The organism is Streptomyces sp. MUSC 14 (assembly GCF_001866675.1).
Lineage (GTDB): Bacteria > Actinomycetota > Actinomycetes > Streptomycetales > Streptomycetaceae > Streptomyces.
The window spans coordinates 186961-208328 of sequence record NZ_MLYN01000008.1 but is presented as its reverse complement, the minus strand read 5'-3'; the positions used below and the strand labels follow the sequence as shown (position 1 = coordinate 208328).

At 72.3% G+C, this 21368-nt stretch carries 17 protein-coding genes and 1 pseudogene; 6 read left to right on the top strand and 12 right to left on the bottom strand.

What is annotated here, in order from left to right; translation table 11 throughout:
* Positions 1-592 (bottom strand): maltotransferase domain-containing protein (locus BIV25_RS04530; RefSeq protein WP_143076582.1); only part of this gene is annotated, 592 nt, incomplete at its 3' end.
* A gap of 331 nt (positions 593-923) precedes the next feature.
* On the opposite strand from BIV25_RS04530, the gene BIV25_RS04525 reads away from it, so the two are divergent.
* Positions 924-3542 (top strand): glycosyltransferase family 1 protein, encoded by a 2619-nt coding sequence (locus tag BIV25_RS04525; protein WP_071370803.1) that lies wholly within the window; start codon positions 924-926, stop codon positions 3540-3542.
* Between the two features lie 28 nt (positions 3543-3570).
* Here BIV25_RS04525 and BIV25_RS04520 read toward each other — a convergent pair whose 3' ends face one another.
* Genes BIV25_RS04520 through BIV25_RS04505 form a run of 4 tightly spaced genes read right to left on the bottom strand, consistent with a single transcriptional unit; the run spans position 3571 to position 5795 of the window.
* Complete coding sequence (locus tag BIV25_RS04520) at positions 3571-3942, bottom strand: hypothetical protein (RefSeq protein WP_071370802.1); 372 nt, start codon at positions 3940-3942, stop codon at positions 3571-3573.
* A 7-nt stretch (positions 3943-3949) separates the two neighbouring features.
* A complete protein-coding gene (locus tag BIV25_RS04515) occupies positions 3950-4774 on the bottom strand; it encodes a hypothetical protein (protein ID WP_071370801.1) in 825 nt (274 codons plus the stop codon).
* Positions 4755-4949: a DUF397 domain-containing protein gene (locus BIV25_RS04510; protein ID WP_071370800.1), complete on the bottom strand. Its 195-nt coding sequence runs from the start codon at positions 4947-4949 to the stop codon at positions 4755-4757. The genes BIV25_RS04515 and BIV25_RS04510 overlap by 20 nt, the downstream gene beginning before the upstream one ends.
* Positions 4950-4958: 9 nt before the next feature.
* Positions 4959-5795 (bottom strand): helix-turn-helix transcriptional regulator, encoded by an 837-nt coding sequence (locus BIV25_RS04505; RefSeq protein WP_071370799.1) that lies wholly within the window; start codon positions 5793-5795, stop codon positions 4959-4961.
* 187 nt (positions 5796-5982) lie between these two features.
* Between BIV25_RS04505 and BIV25_RS51985 the strand changes: the two genes are divergently transcribed.
* Entirely contained in the window at positions 5983-6387 is a 405-nt protein-coding gene (locus BIV25_RS51985) for an ATP-binding protein (protein WP_071370798.1), read from the top strand.
* A gap of 158 nt (positions 6388-6545) precedes the next feature.
* Here BIV25_RS51985 and BIV25_RS04495 read toward each other — a convergent pair whose 3' ends face one another.
* The 6 genes and pseudogenes from BIV25_RS04495 to BIV25_RS04470 all read right to left on the bottom strand — a co-directional run.
* Positions 6546-7067, bottom strand: coding sequence for a DUF1990 domain-containing protein (locus BIV25_RS04495; RefSeq protein WP_071370797.1), 522 nt, complete (start codon positions 7065-7067; stop codon positions 6546-6548).
* Between the two features lie 71 nt (positions 7068-7138).
* Entirely contained in the window at positions 7139-8788 is a 1650-nt protein-coding gene (locus BIV25_RS04490; protein WP_071370796.1) for a M4 family metallopeptidase, read from the bottom strand.
* Positions 8789-9039: 251 nt separating this feature from the next.
* A complete protein-coding gene (locus BIV25_RS04485; RefSeq protein WP_071370795.1) occupies positions 9040-11100 on the bottom strand; it encodes a M4 family metallopeptidase in 2061 nt (686 codons plus the stop codon).
* 281 nt (positions 11101-11381) lie between these two features.
* Positions 11382-13133: an ABC transporter ATP-binding protein gene (locus BIV25_RS04480; RefSeq protein WP_071370819.1), complete on the bottom strand. Its 1752-nt coding sequence runs from the start codon at positions 13131-13133 to the stop codon at positions 11382-11384.
* 11 nt (positions 13134-13144) lie between these two features.
* Positions 13145-14881 (bottom strand): ABC transporter ATP-binding protein, encoded by a 1737-nt coding sequence (locus BIV25_RS04475; protein WP_071370794.1) that lies wholly within the window; start codon positions 14879-14881, stop codon positions 13145-13147.
* A gap of 14 nt (positions 14882-14895) precedes the next feature.
* Positions 14896-15144, bottom strand: a pseudogene (locus BIV25_RS04470) (ABC transporter ATP-binding protein); the annotation flags it as partial.
* A gap of 206 nt (positions 15145-15350) precedes the next feature.
* Between BIV25_RS04470 and BIV25_RS04465 the strand changes: the two are divergent.
* The 4 genes from BIV25_RS04465 to BIV25_RS04450 are packed head-to-tail and all read left to right on the top strand — an operon-like array spanning position 15351 to position 18912.
* On the top strand, positions 15351-16271 hold the full coding sequence (locus BIV25_RS04465) for an ABC transporter ATP-binding protein (protein WP_071370792.1): 921 nt from the start codon (positions 15351-15353) through the stop codon (positions 16269-16271).
* Complete coding sequence (locus BIV25_RS04460) at positions 16268-17002, top strand: ABC transporter permease (RefSeq protein WP_071370791.1); 735 nt, start codon at positions 16268-16270, stop codon at positions 17000-17002. Before BIV25_RS04465 ends, BIV25_RS04460 begins: the two co-directional genes overlap by 4 nt.
* Positions 17003-17027: 25 nt before the next feature.
* Complete coding sequence (locus tag BIV25_RS04455) at positions 17028-18278, top strand: sensor histidine kinase (protein ID WP_071370790.1); 1251 nt, start codon at positions 17028-17030, stop codon at positions 18276-18278.
* A complete protein-coding gene (locus BIV25_RS04450) occupies positions 18268-18912 on the top strand; it encodes a response regulator transcription factor (RefSeq protein WP_071370789.1) in 645 nt (214 codons plus the stop codon). Before BIV25_RS04455 ends, BIV25_RS04450 begins: the two co-directional genes overlap by 11 nt.
* A gap of 45 nt (positions 18913-18957) precedes the next feature.
* Here the strand turns inward: BIV25_RS04450 and glgX are convergent, their stop codons facing one another.
* Positions 18958-21213 (bottom strand): glycogen debranching protein GlgX, encoded by a 2256-nt coding sequence (glgX, locus tag BIV25_RS04445; protein ID WP_177235152.1) that lies wholly within the window; start codon positions 21211-21213, stop codon positions 18958-18960.
* Positions 21214-21368: the final 155 nt, after the last annotated feature.

Sequence of the window (21368 nt, the reverse complement as noted above, 5' to 3'; positions counted from 1 at the left end):
CCGGCGCCAGCCGGGCCCGCACCGACAGGGAGTCGTCGCGCAGGGCCGCCGCCGCCTTCCGCACGAGCCGGCGGTCGGCCTTCGGGACGCCGTCGGCGGCACGTTCGTACAGCCGGGCGCCCTCCTCCAGGACCAGGACGGTGTCGACACCGGCCGGGATCTTGACGCCCGCGTGGTGGCGCCAGGTGGCCAGGGGGTCCGACCAGGCCTCCACGGTGTACGTCCAGCGGCCGGGCGCGCCGGCGGTGACGGTGGCACCCCAGCGGTCGGTGCCCGGCGCGAGCTCCCGCATCGGGGTCCACGGGCCGCGCCGCCCCTTCGGACCGCGCAGCACCACGTTCGCCGCGACGGCGTCGTGCCCCTCGCGGAAGACGGTGGCCGACACCTCGAACGACTCACCGGTCACCGCTTTGGCGGGCCTGCGCCCGTGCTGGACCACGGGGCGTACGTCGAGGACGGGGATACGGCCCAGGGCGGTGAACGGCGGCGGTGGAGAGGGCTTCCCGGCGCGGGGCTTCACGGGCTTCACCGGCTTTTGGGCCGGCGCCTTGCTGTTCGACGGAGGTCCTGACGACTGGTGCGTGGCGGGCATGACCGCTCCTGTCCGCGTCAACGTGGGTGTGGGCGGAGGTATGTGGGGAGGTGGGTCCTGCGAGGTGCTGTGGTGCGCCTGTGGGGTGTGTACCGCAGGAGCCTTCCCATCCTTCTCGGGTGGGCAATCCGGCACTTTGTTAACTACTCGCGCGTATGTCCACCCGTAGGACCGACCTCTTTTTCCCGGGTGCCCCGCGACCGCTCCCGCACGCCCCGACACCCCGTCCGGCACGTCCCCACCGACCACCCGGTAACCACTACCGTCGACAGTGACGACGAGACGTACACCGCCGTACGTCTCCCTCCCCGCAACGCGTCCGAGGTGGAATGTGAAGGCGATCCGTCGGTTCACCGTCCGTCCCGTTCTCCCCGACCCCCTCCGGCCGCTGAGTGACCTGGCGCGGAATCTGCGCTGGTCCTGGCACGCGGAAACGCGCGACCTGTTCCAGTCCGTCGACCCGGAGGCCTGGGCCGCCGCCCAGGCCGATCCGGTACGGCTGCTCGGCCGGGTACGCCCGGCCCGGCTGGCGCAGCTGGCCGGGGACCGGCGGTTCCTGCGCCGGCTGACCGCCGTGGCCGACGACCTCGACGACTATCTGACCGGGGAGCGCTGGTACCAGGCGCAGGCGGACGGGCTGCCCGCCGCCGTCGCCTACTTCTCCCCGGAGTTCGGCATCACGGCAGCGCTGCCCCAGTACTCCGGCGGCCTCGGCATCCTCGCCGGCGACCATCTCAAGGCCGCCAGCGACCTGGGCGTACCCCTGATCGGTGTCGGTCTCCTCTACCGGCACGGCTACTTCCGCCAGACCCTGTCCCGCGACGGCTGGCAGCAGGAGCACTACCCGGTGCTCGACCCCAACGAACTGCCCCTCACCCAGCTCAAGGAGCCCGACGGCACCCCCGCGCGGCTCACGCTCGCGCTGCCCGGCGGCAGGGCGCTGCACGCCCGGATCTGGCTCGCCCAGGTGGGCCGGGTGCCGCTGCTGATGCTCGACTCGGATGTCGAGGAGAACGACCTCGGCGAACGCGGGGTGACCGACCGGCTCTACGGCGGCGGCAGCGAGCACCGGCTGCTCCAGGAGATGCTGCTCGGCATAGGAGGTGTGCGGGCGGTGCGGACGTACTGCCGGCTCACCGGGCACCCGGAGCCGGAGGTCTTCCACACCAACGAGGGGCACGCGGGCTTCCTCGGCCTGGAGCGGATCGCCGAACTGTGCTCGGGCGGGCTGGACTTCGACTCCGCGCTGGAGGCCGTGCGCGGCGGTACGGTCTTCACCACCCACACCCCCGTCCCGGCCGGCATCGACCGCTTCGACCGGGAGCTGGTCGCCCGGCACTTCGGCGCGGACGCCGAGCTGCCCGGCATCGACGTGCAGCGGATCCTGGCGCTGGGCATGGAGACGTACCCGGGCGGCGAGCCGAACCTGTTCAACATGGCCGTGATGGGGCTCAGACTGGCCCAGCGGGCCAACGGGGTCTCCCTGCTGCACGGACAGGTCAGCCGGGAGATGTTCGCGGGCCTGTGGCCGGGATTCGACTCGGACGAGGTGCCGATCACCTCGGTGACCAACGGCGTGCACGCGCCGACCTGGGTGGCGCCGGAGGTGCTGCGCCTCGGCGCCCGCGAGGTCGGCGCCCAGCGGGCCGAGGACGCGCTGACGGTGGGCGGCTCGGACCGCTGGGACTCCGTCGCCGACATCCCGGACCAGGAGATCTGGGAGCTGCGCCGCACCCTGCGCGAACAGCTGGTGCTGGAGGTACGCGAGCGGCTGCGCGCGTCATGGCGCCAACGGGGCGCCGGAAACGCCGAGTTGGGCTGGATCGAAGGGGTACTGGACCCTGACGTCCTCACGATCGGCTTCGCGCGCCGGGTCCCGTCCTACAAGCGTCTGACCCTGATGCTCCGCGACCGCGACCGCCTGATGGAGCTGTTGCTGCATGCGGACCACCCGATCCAGATCGTCGTCGCGGGCAAGGCCCACCCGGCCGACGACAGCGGCAAGCGCCTCGTCCAGGAACTGGTCCGCTTCGCCGACGACCCGCGCGTGCGCCACCGCATCGTCTTCCTCCCCGACTACGGCATGGCGATGGCGCAGAAGCTCTACCCCGGCTGCGACATCTGGCTGAACAACCCCCTGCGCCCCCTGGAGGCCTGTGGTACCTCCGGCATGAAGGCGGCGCTGAACGGCTGCCTCAACCTCTCCGTGCTCGACGGCTGGTGGGACGAATGGTTCCAGCCGGACTTCGGCTGGGCCATCCCGACGGCGGACGGCGCCGGCATGGACCCCGACCGCCGCGACGACATCGAGGCGGCGGCGCTCTACGACCTCCTCGAACAGCGGGTCACCCCCCGCTTCTACGAACGCGGCCGCGCCGGCCTCCCCGACCGCTGGATCCAGATGGTCCGCCAGACCCTCACCCTGCTGGGCCCGAAGGTACTGGCCGGCCGCATGGTCCGTGAATACGTCGAGCGCCTCTACGCCCCCGCCGCCCAGGCCCACCGCGCGCTCACCCCGGACACGGCGAGCGAACTGGCCACCTGGAAGGCCCGGGTGCGGGCGGCCTGGCCCGAGGTGAGCGTCGACCACGTCGAGGCGACGGCGACGACGGCCACGGCGGAACTGGGCACGACCGTGGGCCTGCGGGTGCGGGTCGCCCTGGGCGAGCTGAGTCCGGACGACGTGGAGGTCCAGGCGGTCTCCGGCCGGGTGGACGCCGAGGACCACATCACGGACGCCACGGTCGTCGCCCTGAAACCGACGGGAGCCCCGGACCTGGAGGGCCGGCTGCTGTACGAAGGCCCCCTCTCCCTGGACCGCACGGGCCCCTACGGCTACACGGTCCGCATCCTGCCCACGCACCGCTTGCTGGCCTCGGCCGCGGAGCCGGGCCTGGTGGCGACGCCGGCGGGGGATGTGGGGGAGGGGGCGGGGGTGTTGTTGCGGTAGGTGTCCGGCCGGGGAGGGCTGTTCCGCGCTACGGCACGAGCAGGTGCAGGCCGGAGCAGCCGTCCCCGCCGGCCGGGTCCGGGGCGTACAGCCAGTGGACGGTCGCGAGCAGTCCGAGCGTCAACAGCAGGCCGAGCACGGCGGACACCAGCGCGAGCCCGCGCCGTTCGGTGCGGGGGAGCGTGGCGAACGCCAGCAGGGCACCGAGGGCGCAGGCGAGACCGGCCCACGAGGTGACGTACATACGCGTCGAGGGGCCCAGGTACGTGCAGTTCCGGTACGTGTCGGAGCTGAAGGCCAGGTGTGCGACGAGCAGGCCGGCCGAGACGGCCGCCAGCAGCGGGACGAGCAGCGCGCGTCGGTGCCGGGTCGGTACGGGGGCGGGGGCGGTCGTGGTCATCGCTGGACTATGGCCGCCGCCGCTCGACGCGATCGAGATCACCTGCGAGCAGATCATGGTGCCGGATGCCGAAGTCTCCGTTCCTGAGCGTCTGCCCGTCGCCGTAGTACCGCCCCACGACGCGGTCGGGCAGAAAGCTCCGAAGGCGGTGCCGCATCCGTTCCGGGTGTGCGACGGGCGCGCCCCAGCCGTCCGACGGTGCCTCGTCGCTGGAGAACAGCACCCAGTGATCGACGGGGACGTCGGCATCGAGGTCCGGTGCACCTCCGGTGTGGCTGTCGAGGGCGGGCACGGTCAACCGGTCGGGATCATGGGGCTGATACCAGACGAGGAGCGGCTTGGCCCGCTTGGCGTCGGCGTTGTCGAAGCAGCAGAGTGCGATGGCGTGGTCGGGGAAGCGCTCGGCGTAGAACGTCAGGAGCTCCGGCTTGAGCCGCGGCCGCCGTTTCCAGGGCACGCGGTGGAGTGCGGCGGGGATCAGGCCGGGGTCATCGGCGAGCAGCACGGTGTAGACGTCGTGCTCGAAGACCCGCACGACCGGTTCCGGTCCGGCGTCCATCCAGTCCATGCCGTCGGTCTCGACCTCCGGCGGAGCGACGGCGTCGACCATCCGCCGCAGCACGTCGTCGTCGCTCCCGACAGAGATGAACTGCTCGGGCGTCAGGTGCCGAGTGGGCAGATGCAGCAGCATGGCGTTCGGCCCGCCGGCCAGGTTCTCGGCGGTGTTCTGGTATCCGAGGACATGGATCAGACCGCCGTCCTCGGGATGCCGCTGCCGCCCGCAGTAGAGAACGGTCCCGGAGAAGGCCGCGTCACCGGCCGAGATGCACATGCGGGTCCTTCAGGGCGTCGACGAAGGGGGCGAAGGCGGTGGGGGGGAAGGTGAGGGTGGCGCGGGTGGGGGCTTTGGAGTCGCGGATGGCTATGTGGGAGGCGGTGGTCGCGATCTCCACGCACTCGTTGCCGTCGCCCGGTCCCGAGTGGGACGACTTCCGCCAGCTGTCCATAGGGGTTCCTCATAGCTCCTTCGCCAGTCGGTGGATGAGTTCCCGCGACTGTTCGGGGTCGAGTGACGCGGTCTCCACCATACGGAAACTCGTTCGGTAGGTGTGGAGCTGGGCCTCGGAATCGATGAAGGCCGAGCCGTGCAGCGCGTCGCGAACCACCGTGTCCAGCTTGGGCAGAGGGCCGCCCACGTAGGTCATGGTGCTGGAGGCGCTGGCGAAGCCGTCCAGGTCGAAGGGGATGACACGCACGGTGATGTGGTCCGCTGCGGAGTGTTCGAGGAGTCGGACCAACTGGGCCTTGGAGGTCGCCCGGTCGCCGACTCTGATACGCAGCGCCGCTTCGTGGATCACCGCTTCGTACGGGACGGTGAACTGCTGGCGGGCCCTGCGATGCCGGATGCGCAACTCAAGCTCTTCACTGGTCAGTTCCGGAAGCCTGGAGGAGAAGACGGCACGCGAGTAGTCCTCGGTCTGGAGGAGCCCCGGCACGTACAGGATCGCCACATGGCGGAGGAACCGGGCGTGGTGCTCCAGCTCGGACAGGTCGAGGAACGACGTGGGCAGCAGGCCCCGGTACTCCTCCCACCAGCCGTGCGTCCGATCGGTCGCCATGGTCACCAGGGCGTCGATGAACTCCTCATCGGTGCAGGCGTAGTGAGAGGCGAGGCGACGCAGGCGCTGCTCGCTCACACCCGCGAGTGCGGACTCGATATGTGTGATCTGGGCGGGGGCCACGCCGAGCAGCGCCGCAGCCTGGCGGGAGTTGAGGCCGGCGGCCTCGCGGAGCCTGCGCAACTCCGTTGCCAGCCGCGTCTGGCGCGCCGTTGGTTCACGCCTCTTGACCATCGACGGCCCTCCTCCCACGCCCGCGGGCGTGACTCGTTCGGCGTCAGATTACGCGACGGGCTTGCTGCGTCCCTAGATTTAGATCTACCGTCGGTGACGTACCGCACACGCAGCGGAAGTGCACCGCGTGCCGCGGCGTTGCCACCCTGCGCGCGAAATCCACCTCACCCCCTGGAGTTGATGACGCATGCCCGAAACCTGGGACTACACCCTCTACATCCCCAACGACCCCAGAGCCGTCACGGTGTGCCGCCGCACCCTGCGCCTGATCCTGACCCTGCACGGCCTGATCGCCCTGCTGGACACCGCCGAACTCCTTGCCGCGGAACTGGTGTCGAACGCCGTACGCCACACGAAGGGCCCCGCCGCGCTCAGGGTCCGCCGCGCCCCGGAGGGCGTCGTGTGGATCGGAGCGTGGGACACGGACCCGGCGCCGCCCGACCCGCCGTCGGTGCTGGAGGAGGTGGGGGAGTCGGAGAGCGGGAGGGGGCTGGGACTGGTGTCGGCCTGCGCGCAGGTGTGGGGATGGCAGCCGTCAGCCCGGTTCGGGGATCGGGGGAAATACGTGTGGTGCGAGCTCGGTGTGGCGTGATGGTGTGTTTACCGCATGAGGCGTTACGCCGCCTCGGCGATTGGCGGATTCGGGCCGGCCCTGACGGGTCCGACCGGATCTCGTCGGAGCCGCCGGTGGCCCAGATCTGCCAATGGCTCACGACGGACCACCCTCCCCCATGCTGACGGCGCTGCCGGTTACTCCTCCGACAACCCCGCGCACAATTTCTTCAGCACCGCCCCGCACCGCCGTGCGTACGCGTGCTGCAAGCCCCTGGTCGCCGGGCCGCCGGCCTTCGCGTACCACTTGGCGGGTTTGCTGAAGGCGGCCACGGTCAGCCAGACCGTGCCGTCGCCGGTGCGGTCGACGAGGAAGGCTTCCTCGCCGCATTCGGGGTGGTCTTCGAGGGTGCCGTAGGCCCAGCCGGCGCGGCGGGGTTCCTCGGTCGTCCAGATGATGCGGCAGGGGGCTTTCAGGAGGCCGGCCAGGGTGACGGTGACGTCCACGCCGGGGGCGGCGCGGTCGGCGGCGGCGTCGATGCCCACGCCCATCGCGCGGTGCATCTCCCAGGTGAGGACCGCTTCGGCCGCCCGTTCGAAGAGCTTTGTGCCCTCGCCGAGGCGGGTGCGTACGAAGAGGGGGTGGAAGCCGGGCGGGCAGTACGTCAGGTCGTCGCGGGTCGCGCCGACGGGCTCGTAGGTGAAGGGCGCCGAGGACATGGGTCACAAGCGTAGGCGGCACCCGGGGGGTTCTCCCACCGGGTGCCGCCCGAAGCACAACTACGGCTGGTTCAGTTGACGTTGACCGCCGACCAGGCCGCGGCCACCGCGTTGTACTCGGTGCTGCCGGAGCCGTACAGGTCCTTGGCCGCGCTCAGGGTGCCCGTGCGGGCCGCCTTGTAGTTCGTGGTCGAGGTGAAGTACGTGGTCAGCGCCTTGTACCAGATCTGGAGCGCCTTGTCCCGGCCGATGCCGGTGACCTTGGAGCCGTTGGAGGTCGGGGAGTCGTACGAGACCCCGTTGATCGTCTTGGCGCCGCTGCCCTCCGAGAGGAGGTAGAAGAAGTGGTTGGCCACGCCGGAGGAGTAGTGGACGTCCAGGCCGCCGACCGAGGAGGACCAGCTGTCCGCCGAGGAGCCGTCCTTGCTGGGCTTGTCCATGTAGCGCAGCGGGGTGCCGTCGCCGTTGATGTTGATCTTCTCGCCGATGAGGTAGTCACCGGGGTCGGAGGGGTTGTTGGCGTAGAACTCCACGCCGACGCCGCCGAGAATGTCGGAGGTCGCTTCGTTCAGGCCACCGGACTCGCCGCTGTAGTCGAGGCCGGCGGTGTTGGCGGTGACGCCGTGGGTCATCTCGTGGCCGGCCACGTCGAGCGAGGTCAGCGGGTCGGCATTGCCTTCGCCGTCGCCGTAGGTCATGCAGAAGCAGCTGTCGTCCCAGAAGGCGTTCACGTACGAGCTGCCGTAGTGGACGCGGGAGTAGGCGGCCTTGCCGTCGTTCTTGATGCCGGTGCGGCCGAAGACGTTCTTGTAGTAGTCCCAGGTCTCCTGCGCTCCGTAGGCGGCGTCGGCGGCGGCCGTCTGGTCGCTGGAGGAGGTGGAGGCGGTGCCGGTGCCGAACGTGTTGGTCGAGTTGCTGACCAGGGTGCCGGTGCCGGACGTCTTGCGGGCCAGGTTGTAGGTCTTGTGGCCGCCGCGTGAGGCGTCGGTCAGGTTGTACGACGAGCCCGACTGGGTCGTGGTCAGGCTGACGGTGCCCGAGTACAGCGTCTTGCCGGTGCCGGTCGCGTTCTCGATGCCCTGGTACTCGAAGAGCTTCTTGCCGGTCGCGGCGTCGGTGATGACGTGCAGCTGGTTCGGGGTGCCGTCGTCCTGGAGGCCGCCCACGATCGTCTCGTAGGCCAGGACCGGCGTGCCGTTCGCCGCCCAGATCACCTTGCGCGCGCCGTCCGCGGTGGACTTGGCGGAGCCGAGCGTTCTGGCGGCGGAGACCGCCTGCTGCTCGGCCTTGGCAGGGGTGATCTTCGGCGTGAGCGAGGCCACCTTGATGGTCGCCTTGTTCGCCTTGGTGACGCCCTCGGTCCTGCCCGACCTGGCGGTGTGGACGACCAGGTCGCCGCCGAGGACGGGGAGGCCGGCGTACGTCCGCTCGTAGCGGGTGTGGACCGTGCCGTCGACGTCCTTGACGACGTCCTTGACGACCAGCTTCTCCTTGGCGCCGAGGCCTATCGACTGCGCGGTCGTGGCGGCGTCGTCCTGCGCCTTCTGCATCAGGGAGGCGCGGGCCGTGGTGGACAGCGCGGCGGGGGCGGCGGCCAGCTGGTGGGTGGTGGGCTGGGCGGAGGCGGTGGTGGTCAGCCCGGTGGAGAGCAGGGCTCCGGCGGCGACAGCGGTGGCGATGGCCAGAGTGGTGCGCTTGTGACGCGCGTAGAGGGGGCTCACTCAAAGCTCCTTCAGGTGGGGAGTCCGGGCAGCGTGGGGTTACTGGCCCGGCTGTGTGGGGTTGTGAAGTTGCTGTGCTGCTGCGGCGGGTGGAGAGAGAGTGACATCAAGGGCGCGTACATGTCAGGACCCTGAAGTGATGTTGGCTGAAAAACGACCAGTGGGGAAACATTTCAGGCGTGTGAACCCGGGCCGTCCGAGGGTGGTCCACCCTCGGACGGCGCCGTGACACAAGGGCTCTGACGTGCGGCCTACGGGAAGGTCAGCTTCCAGTCGTTGAGCGTGCCCGTGTCCTGACTGGCCTGATCCTGCACCTTCAACTTCCATGTCCCGTCGGCCGTTTCGGCCGCCGCGTTCACCGTGTACGTCGCCTTGACGTTGTCGGCCGAGTCGGAGGAGCTGAAGTTCTTCAGCCGGTACGTCTTGCCGGACGGGCCGACGAGGTCGATGACCAGGTCGCCGCGCCAGGTGTGCGTGATGTCGACGTTCACCTGGAGGTTGCCCGGCGCGTTCCCGCTGCGGTCGGAGACGGTGATGGCCGAGGTGATGGCGGGACCGTTGTCCGGGATCGCCATCTGCGTGTGGTTGTCGTACGTCGAGCCGGTGCCGCCACCGCCCCCGCCGCCGGACCGCGAACCGACGTTGACGGCCGCCCAGGCGTCCTCGACCGCCGCGTACTCGGCGCTGGAGGTGCCGTACAGCTCACCGGCCGCCGCGAGCGTGCCCGTGCGGGCGTCGGCGTAGTTCGTGGTGGAGGTGAACTTGGTGGTCAGTGCCCGATACCAGATCTGGAGCGCCTTGTCCCGGCCGATTCCGGTCACCGGAAGCCCGTCCGACGTCGGCGAGTCGTAGTTCACGCCGTTGATCGTCTTGGCGCCGCTGCCCTCCGAAAGGAGGTAGAAGAAGTGGTTGGCGATGCCGGACGAGTAGTGCACGTCGAGGCCGCCGACGCCCGAGTACCAGGAGTCGGCCGAACTGCCGTCCTTGCTGGGCTTGTCCATGTAGCGCAGCGGGGTGCCGTCGCCGTTGATGTTGATCTTCTCGCCGATGAGGTAGTCACCGGGGTCGGAGGGGTTGTTGGCGTAGAACTCCACGCCGGTGCCCATGATGTCGCTGGTGGCCTCGTTCAGGCCGCCGGACTCGTCGCTGTAGTCGAGGCCCGCGGTGTTGGCGGTGACGCCGTGGCTCATCTCGTGGCCGGCCACGTCCAGCGCGGTCAGCGGGTCGGCGTTGTTCTGGCCGTCGCCGTACGTCATGCAGAAGCAGCTGTCGTCCCAGAACGCGTTCACGTACGAATCGCCGTAGTGGACGCGGGAGTAGGCGCCGACGCCGTCGTTCTTGATGCCGCTGCGGCCGAAGGTGTCCTTGTAGAAGTCCCAGGTCTCCTGCGCGCCGTAGGCCGCGTCGGCGCCCGCGGTGGCGGCGTTCGACGTGGTCCCGTCGCCCCAGGTGTCGCTGTTCTGCGAGAACAGCGTGCCGGTGCCGTCGCTGCCGCCGGCCAGGTTGTACGTCTTGTGGCCGCCGCGCGTCCCGTCGGTCAGCGTGTACGTCGAGCCCGACTGGGTCGTCGACAACGTCACCTGTCCGCTGTACCGGGTGTTGCCGACGCCGGTCTCGATGCCCTGGTACTCGTAGAGCTTCTTGCCGGTGACGGCGTCGCTGATGACGTGCAGCTGGTTCGGGGTGCCGTCGTCCTGGAGGCCGCCCACGATCGTCTCGTAGGCGAGGACGGGCCTGCCCGTGGCGGCCCAGATCACCTTGCGGACGCTGGAGGCGGCCGACTTCGTGCCGCCGCGCGCCTTCGCCCGCTGCACGGCCTGCTTCCCGGCCGCGGCCGTGGACACCTTCGGGGTGAGGCCGGGGACCTGCACCGTCGCGTCGGTGGCCCGGATGACGTCCATGGTCTTGCCGGACGTGCTGTCCACCACCAGGTCGCCGCCGAGGACGGGCAGACCTGCGTACGTCCGCTCGTAGCGGGTGTGCAGCGTGCCGTCGGCGTCCTTCACGACGTCCTTGACGACCAGCTTCTCCTGGCTGCCGAGGCCGATCGAGCGGGCCGTCGCGGCCTTCGTGGCATCGGCGTCGCGCAGCAGCTCGGCGCGCTGCGAGGGCGAGAGCCTGAGTGCCGTGTGCGCCGGGTTCGCCTTGGCGGGCCGCGGGCCGGCCGCCGGTGCGGCACTGGCCGCGCCCGTCTGGACGGCGGCGGCGATCAGCGCGGCGACACCGGCGAGGGCGAGGGCGGCGCTACGGCGGTGCGCGGTGCGGAACTGCGGGGTGTGGGAGGTGCGTCCGCGAGAGGAATTGCGTCTCAACACTGACTCCTTCTGCGTGGCCGCGGGTCGCGCGGCCAGGGGAGACCGGACGGGAGGTCGGGGCGTCCGGGCAGAACAGGACGTGCGCGAAACGAGGTGCGGGGTCGTGCGGGCCGACTCGCGTGCGTGCGCGTGCAGTTGTGGGGTCGCTGTGAGTCGGCCAGGGAAGAGTGGCAGGGGATGGGTACGTCTGTCAGGACCGCGTCACAAACTTGGCCGGAAACGGTCCGTTGACCGGATGTTCAGATCCGGTATGCGGACCGTTGGGCCGGACGCGTCCCTCAGCGGGCGTCCCCGTGCCAGGTCCGCCACAGCGCCGCGTACGCCCCGCCCGACGTCACCAGCTCCTCGTGCGTGCCCAGTTCCGTGAGACGGCCGTCCTCCATGACCGCCACGCGGTCGGCGTCGTGCGCGGTGTGCAGTCGGTGCGCGATGGCGATGACCGTACGGCCCTCCAGAACGGCGGCGAGGGCACGTTCGGTGTGGCGGGCCGTGGTGGGGTCCAGCAGCGCCGTCGCCTCGTCCAGGATCAGGGTGTGCGGGTCGGCCAACACCACGCGAGCCAGGGCGAGTTGCTGGGCCTGCGAGCCGTCGGTGGCCGTGCCGCCCGTACCCAGCCGGGTGTCCAGGCCGGCCGGCAGGTCGCGCACCCACGCGTCGGCGCCCACCGCCGCCAGCGCCGCCCACAGGTCGTCGTCCGTGGCCTCCGGCTCGGCGATCAGGAGGTTGTCCCGGACCGTGCCGAGGAACACATGGTGCTCCTGCGTCACCAGCACCACCTGGCGGCGCAGCAGCTCCGGCTCCAGATCGGCGACCGGCACCCCGCCCACCGTCACCGCGCCGGACCCGGGCCGGTCGATGCCCGCGAGCAGCCGGCTCAGCGTCGTCTTGCCGGCCCCGGAGGGCCCCACCACCGCGAGTCGCTCCCCGGGCCGCACCGTCAGGTCCACCCCGCGCAGCACCTCGCCGCCGCGCTCGTAGGCGTACCGCACGCCCCGCACGTCGACACGGTCGTCCGCCGGCACCGGCGAGCTTGCATCGGCGTCGCCGCGGGGCGCCCGCGCCAGCCCCTCCACGCGTGCGAACGAGGCGCCGCTGCTCTGCAGTTGCTCCACCCGCATCAGGATCTGGTCCAGCGGCTCGGTGAACTGCCGCAGGTACAGCGCCGCCGCCACCACCGCGCCCACCCCGACCGAGCCCCGCTCGTGCAGCCAGCCGCCCAGCAGCAGGATCCCCGCCACGGGCACGGTGTACGTGATCTCGACCGCCGGGAAGAACACCGTCCGCAGGAACAGCGTGTAGAAGCGGGTCCGGCGGGACGTCTCCAGCGCGTCCCGGCCGGCCGTGATCCGCCGCTGCCGCAGCCGGAACGCCTCGACCGTGCGGGCCCCGGCCGCCGTCGAGGCGACGATCTCCGCCACCTCGGACGTCGCCGCGCCCTCGGCGAGATAGCCGTCCCGGGCCCGCCGCAGATACCAGCGCAGCGACAGCCAGATCGGGGTCAGCCCGAGCGCCCCGAACGCCCCGAACAGCGGGTCCAGCGCGAACACCGCGCCCAGCACGAACAGCGCCTGCACGGAGTTGACCAGCAGTTCCGGACCGACGTCCCGCAGCGTGCTGCCGACGGTCGCCACGTCCGCCGTCCCCCGCGCCGTCAGGTCACCCGTCCCGGCCCGCTCCACCACGGACGCGGGCAGCGCCAGCACCCGCTCGACGTACTCCTCGCGCACCCGGGCCAGCATCCGCTCCCCGAACCGGTAGCCCACGTACCGCGCCCAGCGGGCCAGCAGCAGCTGCGCGAACGAACACAGCAGGATCCACAGCGCGAGCCGGTCCACCGCCCCGACCCCGTGCCCGGCGCGTACCTCGTCGACGATGCGTCCGACCAGCCACGGCCCGACCAGTCCCGCCCCGGCCGCCAGCGCGTTGAGCAGCACCGCGGCGGCGAACGCCCGCCCGTCGGCCCGCACCAGCCGCACCACGGCCCGCCGCACCCGCGCCCGGTCCGCGACCGGCAGCAGCCCCTCACCCACCGCGCCCGCCGTCACCGTACGACCCCTTCTTCCGTGTCCGCGGTGTCCGCAGCGTCCTCGACGTCTCGGGCGACCAGGGCCCGGTACTCCGGCTCCTCGGCCAGCAGCCGCCGGTGCGGGCCGTGCGCCGCGACCTTGCCGTCGGCCAGGAACACCACCGTGTCCGCGCGGTCCAGCACCAGCGGCGACGTCGACGTCACCACCGTCGTACGGCCCTCGCGCGCCGTCCGCAGCCGCTCGGCCACCGTCGCCTCCGTGTGCGCGTCCAGCGCCGAGGTCGGCTCCACGGCGAGCAGCACCTCGGGGTCGGCCAGCAACGCCCGTACCAGCCGCACCCGTTGGCGCTGGCCACCGGAGAGGCTGCGGCCCTGCCCGGCGACGGCCGAGTCGGCCCCGTCCGGCAGCCCGCGTACGACGTCCTCGGCCGCGGCGGCGTACAGCGCCCGCCGCAGCGCCTCCTCACCGACCACGCCCTCGGCGGCCACGACCTCCCGCAGCGGCCCCGCGAACAGGTCGGCCTCGTTGTCGGCGACCAGCACACGCGCGCGTACGTCGGCCAGCGGGATCGCGTCCAGCCGCACCCCGCCCCAGGTGGCGTCGGTCGGACCGAACCGGCCGAGCCGGTCGACGACGGCGGTCGCCTCGACGGGCCGGGCGGCGGCCAGCGCGGTCAGCCGGCCCGGCGCGATCCGCACCCCGGACACCGGATCGTGCAGCTCGGCCGGCCCGGCGGGCGCGGGCCGCGTGCCCTCGTCCGGGTCCGGCGCGAGGCGCAGCAGCCGTACGACCCGGCGCGCGGCCACCACGCCACGGTTCAGCTCGTAGGCCATCTGCACCAGGAACGCCACCGGTCCGATCAGCACGGCGACATAGCCGTACACCGACACCAACTGGCCGATGCTGATGTGCCCCTGGGCCGTCAGCCGGGCGCCGAGCCAGGTCACGACGGCGAGGAACAGGGTGGGCAGCCCCACCCCGAGCGCCTGCACCCAGCTGGCCACCGCGCCCACCCGGTACCCCTGCGCGCGCAGCGCCTGCGAGTCCGTGCGGAACCCGTCGGCGAACAGCGACTTCCCGCCCAGCCCGTTGAGCACGCGCAGACCGCCCGCGAGGTCCCCGATGCGGGCGGTCAGCACGCCCTGCCGCTCCCGGTACTCGCTCTCCGCGTGCTGCAGGCGCAGCGTCAGCGGCCCGGTGACCAGCGCGAGCACCGGCAGCCCGAGCAGGACGACGGCGGCGAGCTGCGCCGAGACGGTGAACAGCAGCCCGGCGACCACCGCGTACACCACGGCCGAGCCGACGCCCGGCCCGACGGCGGTGAGCGACTGCGCGATCACCTGTACGTCGCCGACGCCGATGGTCACGACCTCGCCGGCCCCCGCCCGGCGCGGCAGCGCGGCCCCGAGCCGCACCACATGCCCCACGACCGCCTTCACCGTGCGGAAGTTGGCGTCCATCCGCACCCGGGTCATCGTGCGGTGCCGCATGATGCTCAGCCAGGCGTTGCCCGCGCCCAGCACGAACATCGCCCCCGTCCACGCGGCCAGCACCCCCAGCCGCCCCGGCACCAGCCCGTCGTCCACGGCCCGCGCCATCATGTACGGCTGCGCCGCCAGCAGCACCATCCACACGCTGGCCAGCGCGGCACCGGCCAGCGACCGCCCCCGCTGCCGCCACACCAGCCACCACAGATACCGCCAGCCGCAGCGGGTGTCGGGCACCCCCGGTTCCTCGTACGCGTCGATCATCCGTCCCCCGTTCGCGCCTCGGCGACGCCCAGCAGGAACAGGTACAGGGCACCGAGCCGGACCCCGTCCGGGTCACGGTCGGCGACCGGTCCGTCGACCGTCCACTTCGGGACGAGCGGGATCACCAGCCCCGTACAGGAGGCCACGACGGCGACGAAGGCGGCCGTGAACAGCCGTGCCCGCACGGGGCGTACGTACGGCCACAGCCGCAGCAGCGTGCGGACGGCGGACCGGTCCTCGGTGGTTGCACGTGTCGTGGGCATCACCGCGAGCGTACGGACCGGCACTGACATCGCCCACCGAGTTTCGGCCGGACCCGGCTCCGTCGCCGGTCGTACGACCCGGGCCGGGGCGCGGGGTCGTACGCCGCCGCATCGGCCGATCGGCCGCGGCATCAACCGATCGGCGGATGCGGCTTCGAGCGGGCCGGCCGATGTGCCGCGGGGGGCCCGGCCGGAATGCTCGGAGCATGCCATCCGTCATCGAAGTCACCGATCTGCGCAAGTCGTACGGCGGCCGCGCCGTGGTCGACGGCGTCTCCCTCACCGTCGAGGAGGGCGAGATCTTCGGGATCCTCGGCCCCAACGGCGCCGGCAAGACCACCACCGTGGAGTGCGTCGAGGGTCTGCGGGTCCCCGACGGCGGCCGGGTCCGGGTCCTCGGCCACGATCCCGTCGCCGACCACGCGGAGGTCGCGCGCGTGCTCGGCGCCCAGCTCCAGCAGAGCGAACTCCAGGCCAAGCTCACCGTGCGCGAGGCGCTGGAGCTGTACGCCGCCTTCTACCCGCACCCCGCCGACTGGCGGCCCCTCGCCGAACGCCTCGGCCTGACGGAGAAGTTGGGCACCCGGTTCGGCAAGCTGTCCGGCGGCCAGCAGCAGCGGCTGTTCATCGCGCTGGCGCTCGTCGGCGGGCCCCGGGTCGTGGTGCTGGACGAGCTGACCACCGGCCTGGACCCGCGCGCCCGGCGCGACACCTGGCAGCTGATCGAGGAGGTCCGCGCGAGCGGGGTCACCGTGCTGCTCGTCACCCACTTCATGGAGGAGGCGCAGCGGCTGTGCGACCGGATCGCCGTCATCGACCGGGGGCGGATCGCCGCGCTGGACACCCCCTCCGGGCTCATCCGCCGCTCGGCGGGTGCCACGGTCATCAGCTTCACCCCGTCCGCGCCGCTGGACGAGCGTGAGCTCGGCGCGCTGCCCGCGCTCGCCTCGGTCGAGTGCAAGGGCGGGCGGATCACGCTGTCCGGCACCGACGAGACCGTGAACGCCGTCCTCACCCTGCTCGCCCGTCACCACATCACCGCCCGCCAACTACGGGTCGTCGACGCCACGTTGGACGACGCGTTCCTGGATCTGACCGCAGGCCGCGCCGAGGAGGAAGCCGCGTGAACACCGCCGTGCTGCGTACCGAGTTCCGGCTGCTGCGCCGGGAGCCGGCCACCGTCTTCTGGATCTTCCTGTTCCCCTCGCTGCTGCTGGCGATCCTCGGCTCCATCCCCTCGTTCCGGCACGCCGACGCGTCGATGGGCGGGCTGCGGCCGGTCGACGTCTACGTGCCCGTCGCCGTACTGATCGCCCTGATCATGTCCGGGGCGCAGGGGCTGCCGCAGGTCCTCACCGGCTACCGGGAGCGCGGCATCCTGCGCCGCATGTCCGTCACACCCGTGCGCCCCTCGGCGCTGCTGGCGGCACAGATGGTCGTGCAGGGCGTGGCCGCGCTGGCCTCGGCGGTACTCGCGCTCGTGGTCGGCCGGGCGGCCTTCGGCGTGACGCTGCCCCGGCAGCCGGCCGGCTACCTGCTGGCCCTGCTGCTCGCGGCGGCGTCCGCCCTCGCGCTCGGCAGCGTCGTCTCGGCGCTCTCCCGGACGACCAAGGTCGCCGGCGCCATCGGGTCGATGGTGCTCTTCCCGATGATGTTCAGCGCGGGCGTGTGGATCCCGGTGCGGTCCATGCCCCACGCGCTGGCCCAGGTGGTCCAGCTGACCCCGTTCGGCGCGGCGGCCCGCGCCCTGGACCAGGCCGCCTCCGGCGACTGGCCGGCCTGGGGGCACCTCGGGGTGCTCGCGGCGTGGACGGTGCTGCTCACCGGCGCCGCCGCGCGCTGGTTCCGCTGGGAGTGAGCGGGCCGTGCCGGACACTGGGGGCATGACAAGCACCGTGCAGCAGCCACCCCGGGCCTCCTTCGACACCTGGGGGCCCTGGGCGCTGCTGGTCGCCGGTGTCGTCGCGGCGGCGATCTCCGCCCGGCCGGTCGGCATGGACCGGCCCGGAACGATCGTCAGCACGGTCCTCGTGCCCGTGGCCGTCCTGCTGCAGCTGTACTGGGGCAGGGTGAAACGCAGGCGGCCGGGCCCCAGCCGCACGGGTGTGTCCCTCTACTTCCTGCGCTGGGCCATCGCCTTCGTGCTGACCTGGGTCAACCCGTTCTTCGCCTTCTACGCCGTGAGCGGCTACTACACCGCCGCCCGGGAGCTGCCGCGCCGGCTGGTGCTGCCGGGACTCTTCCTGACCGCCGTCACCATGGCCGGCAGCGAGGTGGGCGGCTGGCCGCCGCACGGGCTGGTCATGTGGCTCGGCTTCTTCCTCGTGCTGGGCGTCAACATGGGGATGGTCAGCGTGTTCACCCGGTTCGCCGAGCAGGAGCAGGCCCGGCTCATAGTCCAGGCCGACACCATCGCCGAGCTGGAGCGCACCAACACGGCGCTGCAGCAGGCCCTCGACGAGAACGCCGCCCTGCACGCCCAGCTCCTCGTCCAGGCGCGGGAGGCGGGCGTGGCCGACGAGCGGCGCCGGCTCGCCGCCGAGATCCACGACACCATCGCCCAGGGCCTGACCGGGATCATCGCGCAGCTCCAGGTCGTCGCGAACGCCCCCGACCTGACCACCGCCCGCACCCATCTGGAGCGCGCCTCCACGCTGGCCCGGCACAGCCTCGGCGAGGCCCGCCGGTCGGTGCACAACCTGGCGCCGGTGGAGCTCATGGCCGGCGGACTGCCCGAGGCGCTGAAGAAGACGGTCGCGGAATGGGGCGAACGCACCGGCGTGCGGGCCGAGTTCACGGTCACCGGCACCACCGAGCAGCTGCACGACGAGGTCTCGGCGACGCTGCTGCGCATCGCCCAGGAGGCGCTGTCCAACGCGGCCCGGCACGCCCGCGCGACCCGGGTCGGGGCCACCCTCTCCTTCATGGGCGACGAGGTCACCCTCGACGTCCGCGACGACGGCACGGGCTTCGACCCGGCCGCCGTACCGCCCCGCACGGGCGCGGGCGGCTTCGGCCTGGACGGCATGCGGGCCCGCGCCGAGCGCATCGCGGGCACCCTGACCGTGGAGGCCGAGCCCGGTCACGGCACGGCGGTGTCGGCTCGCGTACCGTTGGTCGGCGATGACCGCTGAGACCGTGATTTCCCTGCTGATCGTGGACGACCACCCGGTCGTCCGCGACGGCCTGCGCGGCATGTTCGAGTCGGCGCCGGGCTTCCGCGTGCTCGGGGAGGCCGCGAACGGCGTCGAGGCGGTGGCCCGGGCCGCCGCCCTGGACCCGGACGTGATCCTGATGGACCTGCGGATGCCGGGCGGCTCGGGCGTCGACGCGATCCGCGAGCTGACCCGCCGGGGCGCCCGCGCCAAGGTCCTGGTCCTCACCACCTACGACACCGACTCCGACACCCTGCCCGCGATCGAGGCGGGCGCGACCGGCTACCTGCTGAAGGACGCCCCGCGCGACGAGCTGTTCACCGGCGTGCGCGCCGCCGCCGAGGGCCGTACGGTCCTCTCCCCGGCGGTCGCCTCCCGCCTGGTGCACGCGGTCCGCACCCCCCGCGCCCCGTCCGGCGAACCGCTGTCGGCCCGCGAACGCGAGGTCCTCGCCCTGGTCGCCAAGGGCACGTCGAACCGCGAGATCGCCCGCGAACTGTTCATCAGCGAGGCCACGGTGAAGACCCACCTCACCCATCTGTACGCCAAGCTGGGCGTCAACGACCGCGCGGCGGCGGTGGCGACGGGGTACGACCGGGGCATCCTGGGCTGAGCCGGCCCGCACACCGGCTCAGGCCCCCCTCAGCCCTTCGGCCCCTCAGACCACCTTCAGCAGCAGCACGCACCGCCCCGGCACCGTGATCCGCGCCCCCGCCGGATGCACCGTGCCCGGCGGCTCCGCCTGGTCCTCGCGGTCGGTGTCCACGAGCACCTCGTACCGCTGCGCCCACGGCGCGCCCGGCAGCACGAACCCGGTCGGTTCCCCGCCCGCGTGCAGCACCGCGAGGAAGCTGTCGTCCACGACCGGCGCCCCCCGCTCGTCGCGGCCCGGGATGTCGCGGCCGGAGAGGTACATGCCGAGCGTGGCCGCGGGGGCGTACCAGTCGGCCTCGGTCATCTCCGTGCCCCGCGGGGTGAACCAGGCGAGGTCGCGCAGCCCGTCCGCCGAGTGCGCGCGGCCGGAGAAGAAGGCGCGGCGGTGCAGCACCGGGTGCCGGTGGCGCAGGGCGATCAGGCGGGCGGTCAGGTCGGTCAGCGCCCGCCAGCCCGGTTCGGCCGTCAGCGACCAGTCGAGCCAGCCGACCTCGTTGTCCTGGCAGTAGGCGTTGTTGTTGCCGCCCTGGGTGCGGCCGAGTTCGTCGCCGGCGACCAGCATCGGCACACCGGTGGACAGCAGCAGGGTGGTCAGGAGGTTGCGGAGCTGGCGGCGGCGCAGCGACCGTATCCGCTCGTCCCGCGTCTCGCCCTCCGCGCCGCAGTTCCAGGAACGGTTGTCGTCGGTGCCGTCGCGGTTGTCCTCGCCGTTGCCCTCGTTGTGCTTGCGTTCGTACGACACCAGGTCGCGCAGCGTGAACCCGTCGTGCGCGGTGACGAAGTTGACCGAGGCGTACGGGCGGCGGCCGCCCCAGGCGTACAGGTCGCTGGAGCCGGACAGGCGGTAGCCCATCTCCCGTACGTCCGGCAGGGCCTGGCGCCAGAAGTCCCGGACCGCGTCGCGGTAGCGGTCGTTCCACTCCGTCCACAGGGGCGGGAAGGCGCCGACCTGGTAGCCGCCCGAGCCGATGTCCCACGGCTCGGCGATCAGCTTCACCCGGTGCAGCACCGGGTCCTGCGCGATGACCGCCAGGAACGGGGAGAGCATGTCCACGTCGTGCATCGAGCGGGCCAGCGCCGCCGCGAGGTCGAAGCGGAAGCCGTCGACGCCCATCTCGGTCACCCAGTAGCGCAGCGAGTCGGTGATCAGTCGCAGCACCTGGGGCTGGACGACGTGCAGCGTGTTGCCGCAGCCGGTGTAGTCGGCGTAGCGGCGGGCGTCGGCCTGGAGCCGGTAGTAGCCGCGGTTGTCGACGCCCTTCAGGGAGAGCGTGGGCCCCAACTCGCCTGCCTCGGCGGTGTGGTTGTAGACCACGTCGAGGATCACCTCGATGCCGGCCGCGTGCAGCGCGCGCACCATCCGCTTGAACTCGCCGACCTGCTGGCCCGTCGTCCCGGTGGCCGCGTAGCCGGCGTGCGGGGCGAAGTAGCCGATGGAGTTGTAGCCCCAGTAGTTGACGAGGCCCCGGCGCAGCAGATGGTCCTCGTGCGCGAACTGGTGGACGGGCAGCAGCTCCACGGCCGTCACGCCCAGCCTGGTGAGGTGCTCTATCGCGGCCGGGTGCGCCAACCCGGCGTACGTGCCGCGCAGTTCCTCCGGGATGCCGGGGTGCAGCTTGGTGAAGCCGCGCACGTGCAGCTCGTAGAGGACGGAGTCGGCCCAGGGGGTCTTCGGCCGCCGGTCGTCGGACCAGTCGTCGTCATCGTGCACGACGACACCCTTGGGCACGTACGGCGCCGAGTCCCGCTCGTCACGCACGGTGTCGGCGACGTACTGCTCGGGCCAGTCCCGGACGTGCCCGTACAACTCGGGTGACAACCCGAAAGAGGAGTACTCGCCGTCCACCGCCCGTGCGTACGGGTCCAGCAGCAGCTTGGCCGGGTTCCAGCGGGCGCCGGTCCACGGGTCCCAGCGGCCGTCCACCCGGTAGCCGTAGCGCTGGCCCGGCATCACACCCGGCACGAAACCGTGCCAGATCTCGTGCGTCAGCTCGGTCAGCCGGACCTGGGTCTCGCGGCCGCCCTCGTCGAACAGGCACACCCGGACCGCCTCCGCCCCGCCCGCCCACAGCGCGAAGTTGGTGCCCGTGACCCCGTCCGGGCCGGTCCGGAACCGGGCCCCGAGGGGGGTCGGCGCGCCCGGCCAGACCACCGGGGCCGGCGCCGCGGCGTGCCGGACGCCGTTCAGCCCGGCCGGCTGCTGCCCGGTCCCGAGGGCCGGCTGCCCGGCCGGTGCCCGCCGCTCCGCTGCGCTCGTCACCTGTCGGCCCCTCTCACAGCCCGGGGGACGGCGCAGTCCACCGCCCGAAGAGCATCCCGCTCGGCCCTCCGGCACGGCTGCGCCCCCGTACGGCTCCTGTTCGGGCGGGGGGTCTCCCTCCGGGGGAGGCTCCCCGACGCGTCGTCCTTCCCTCT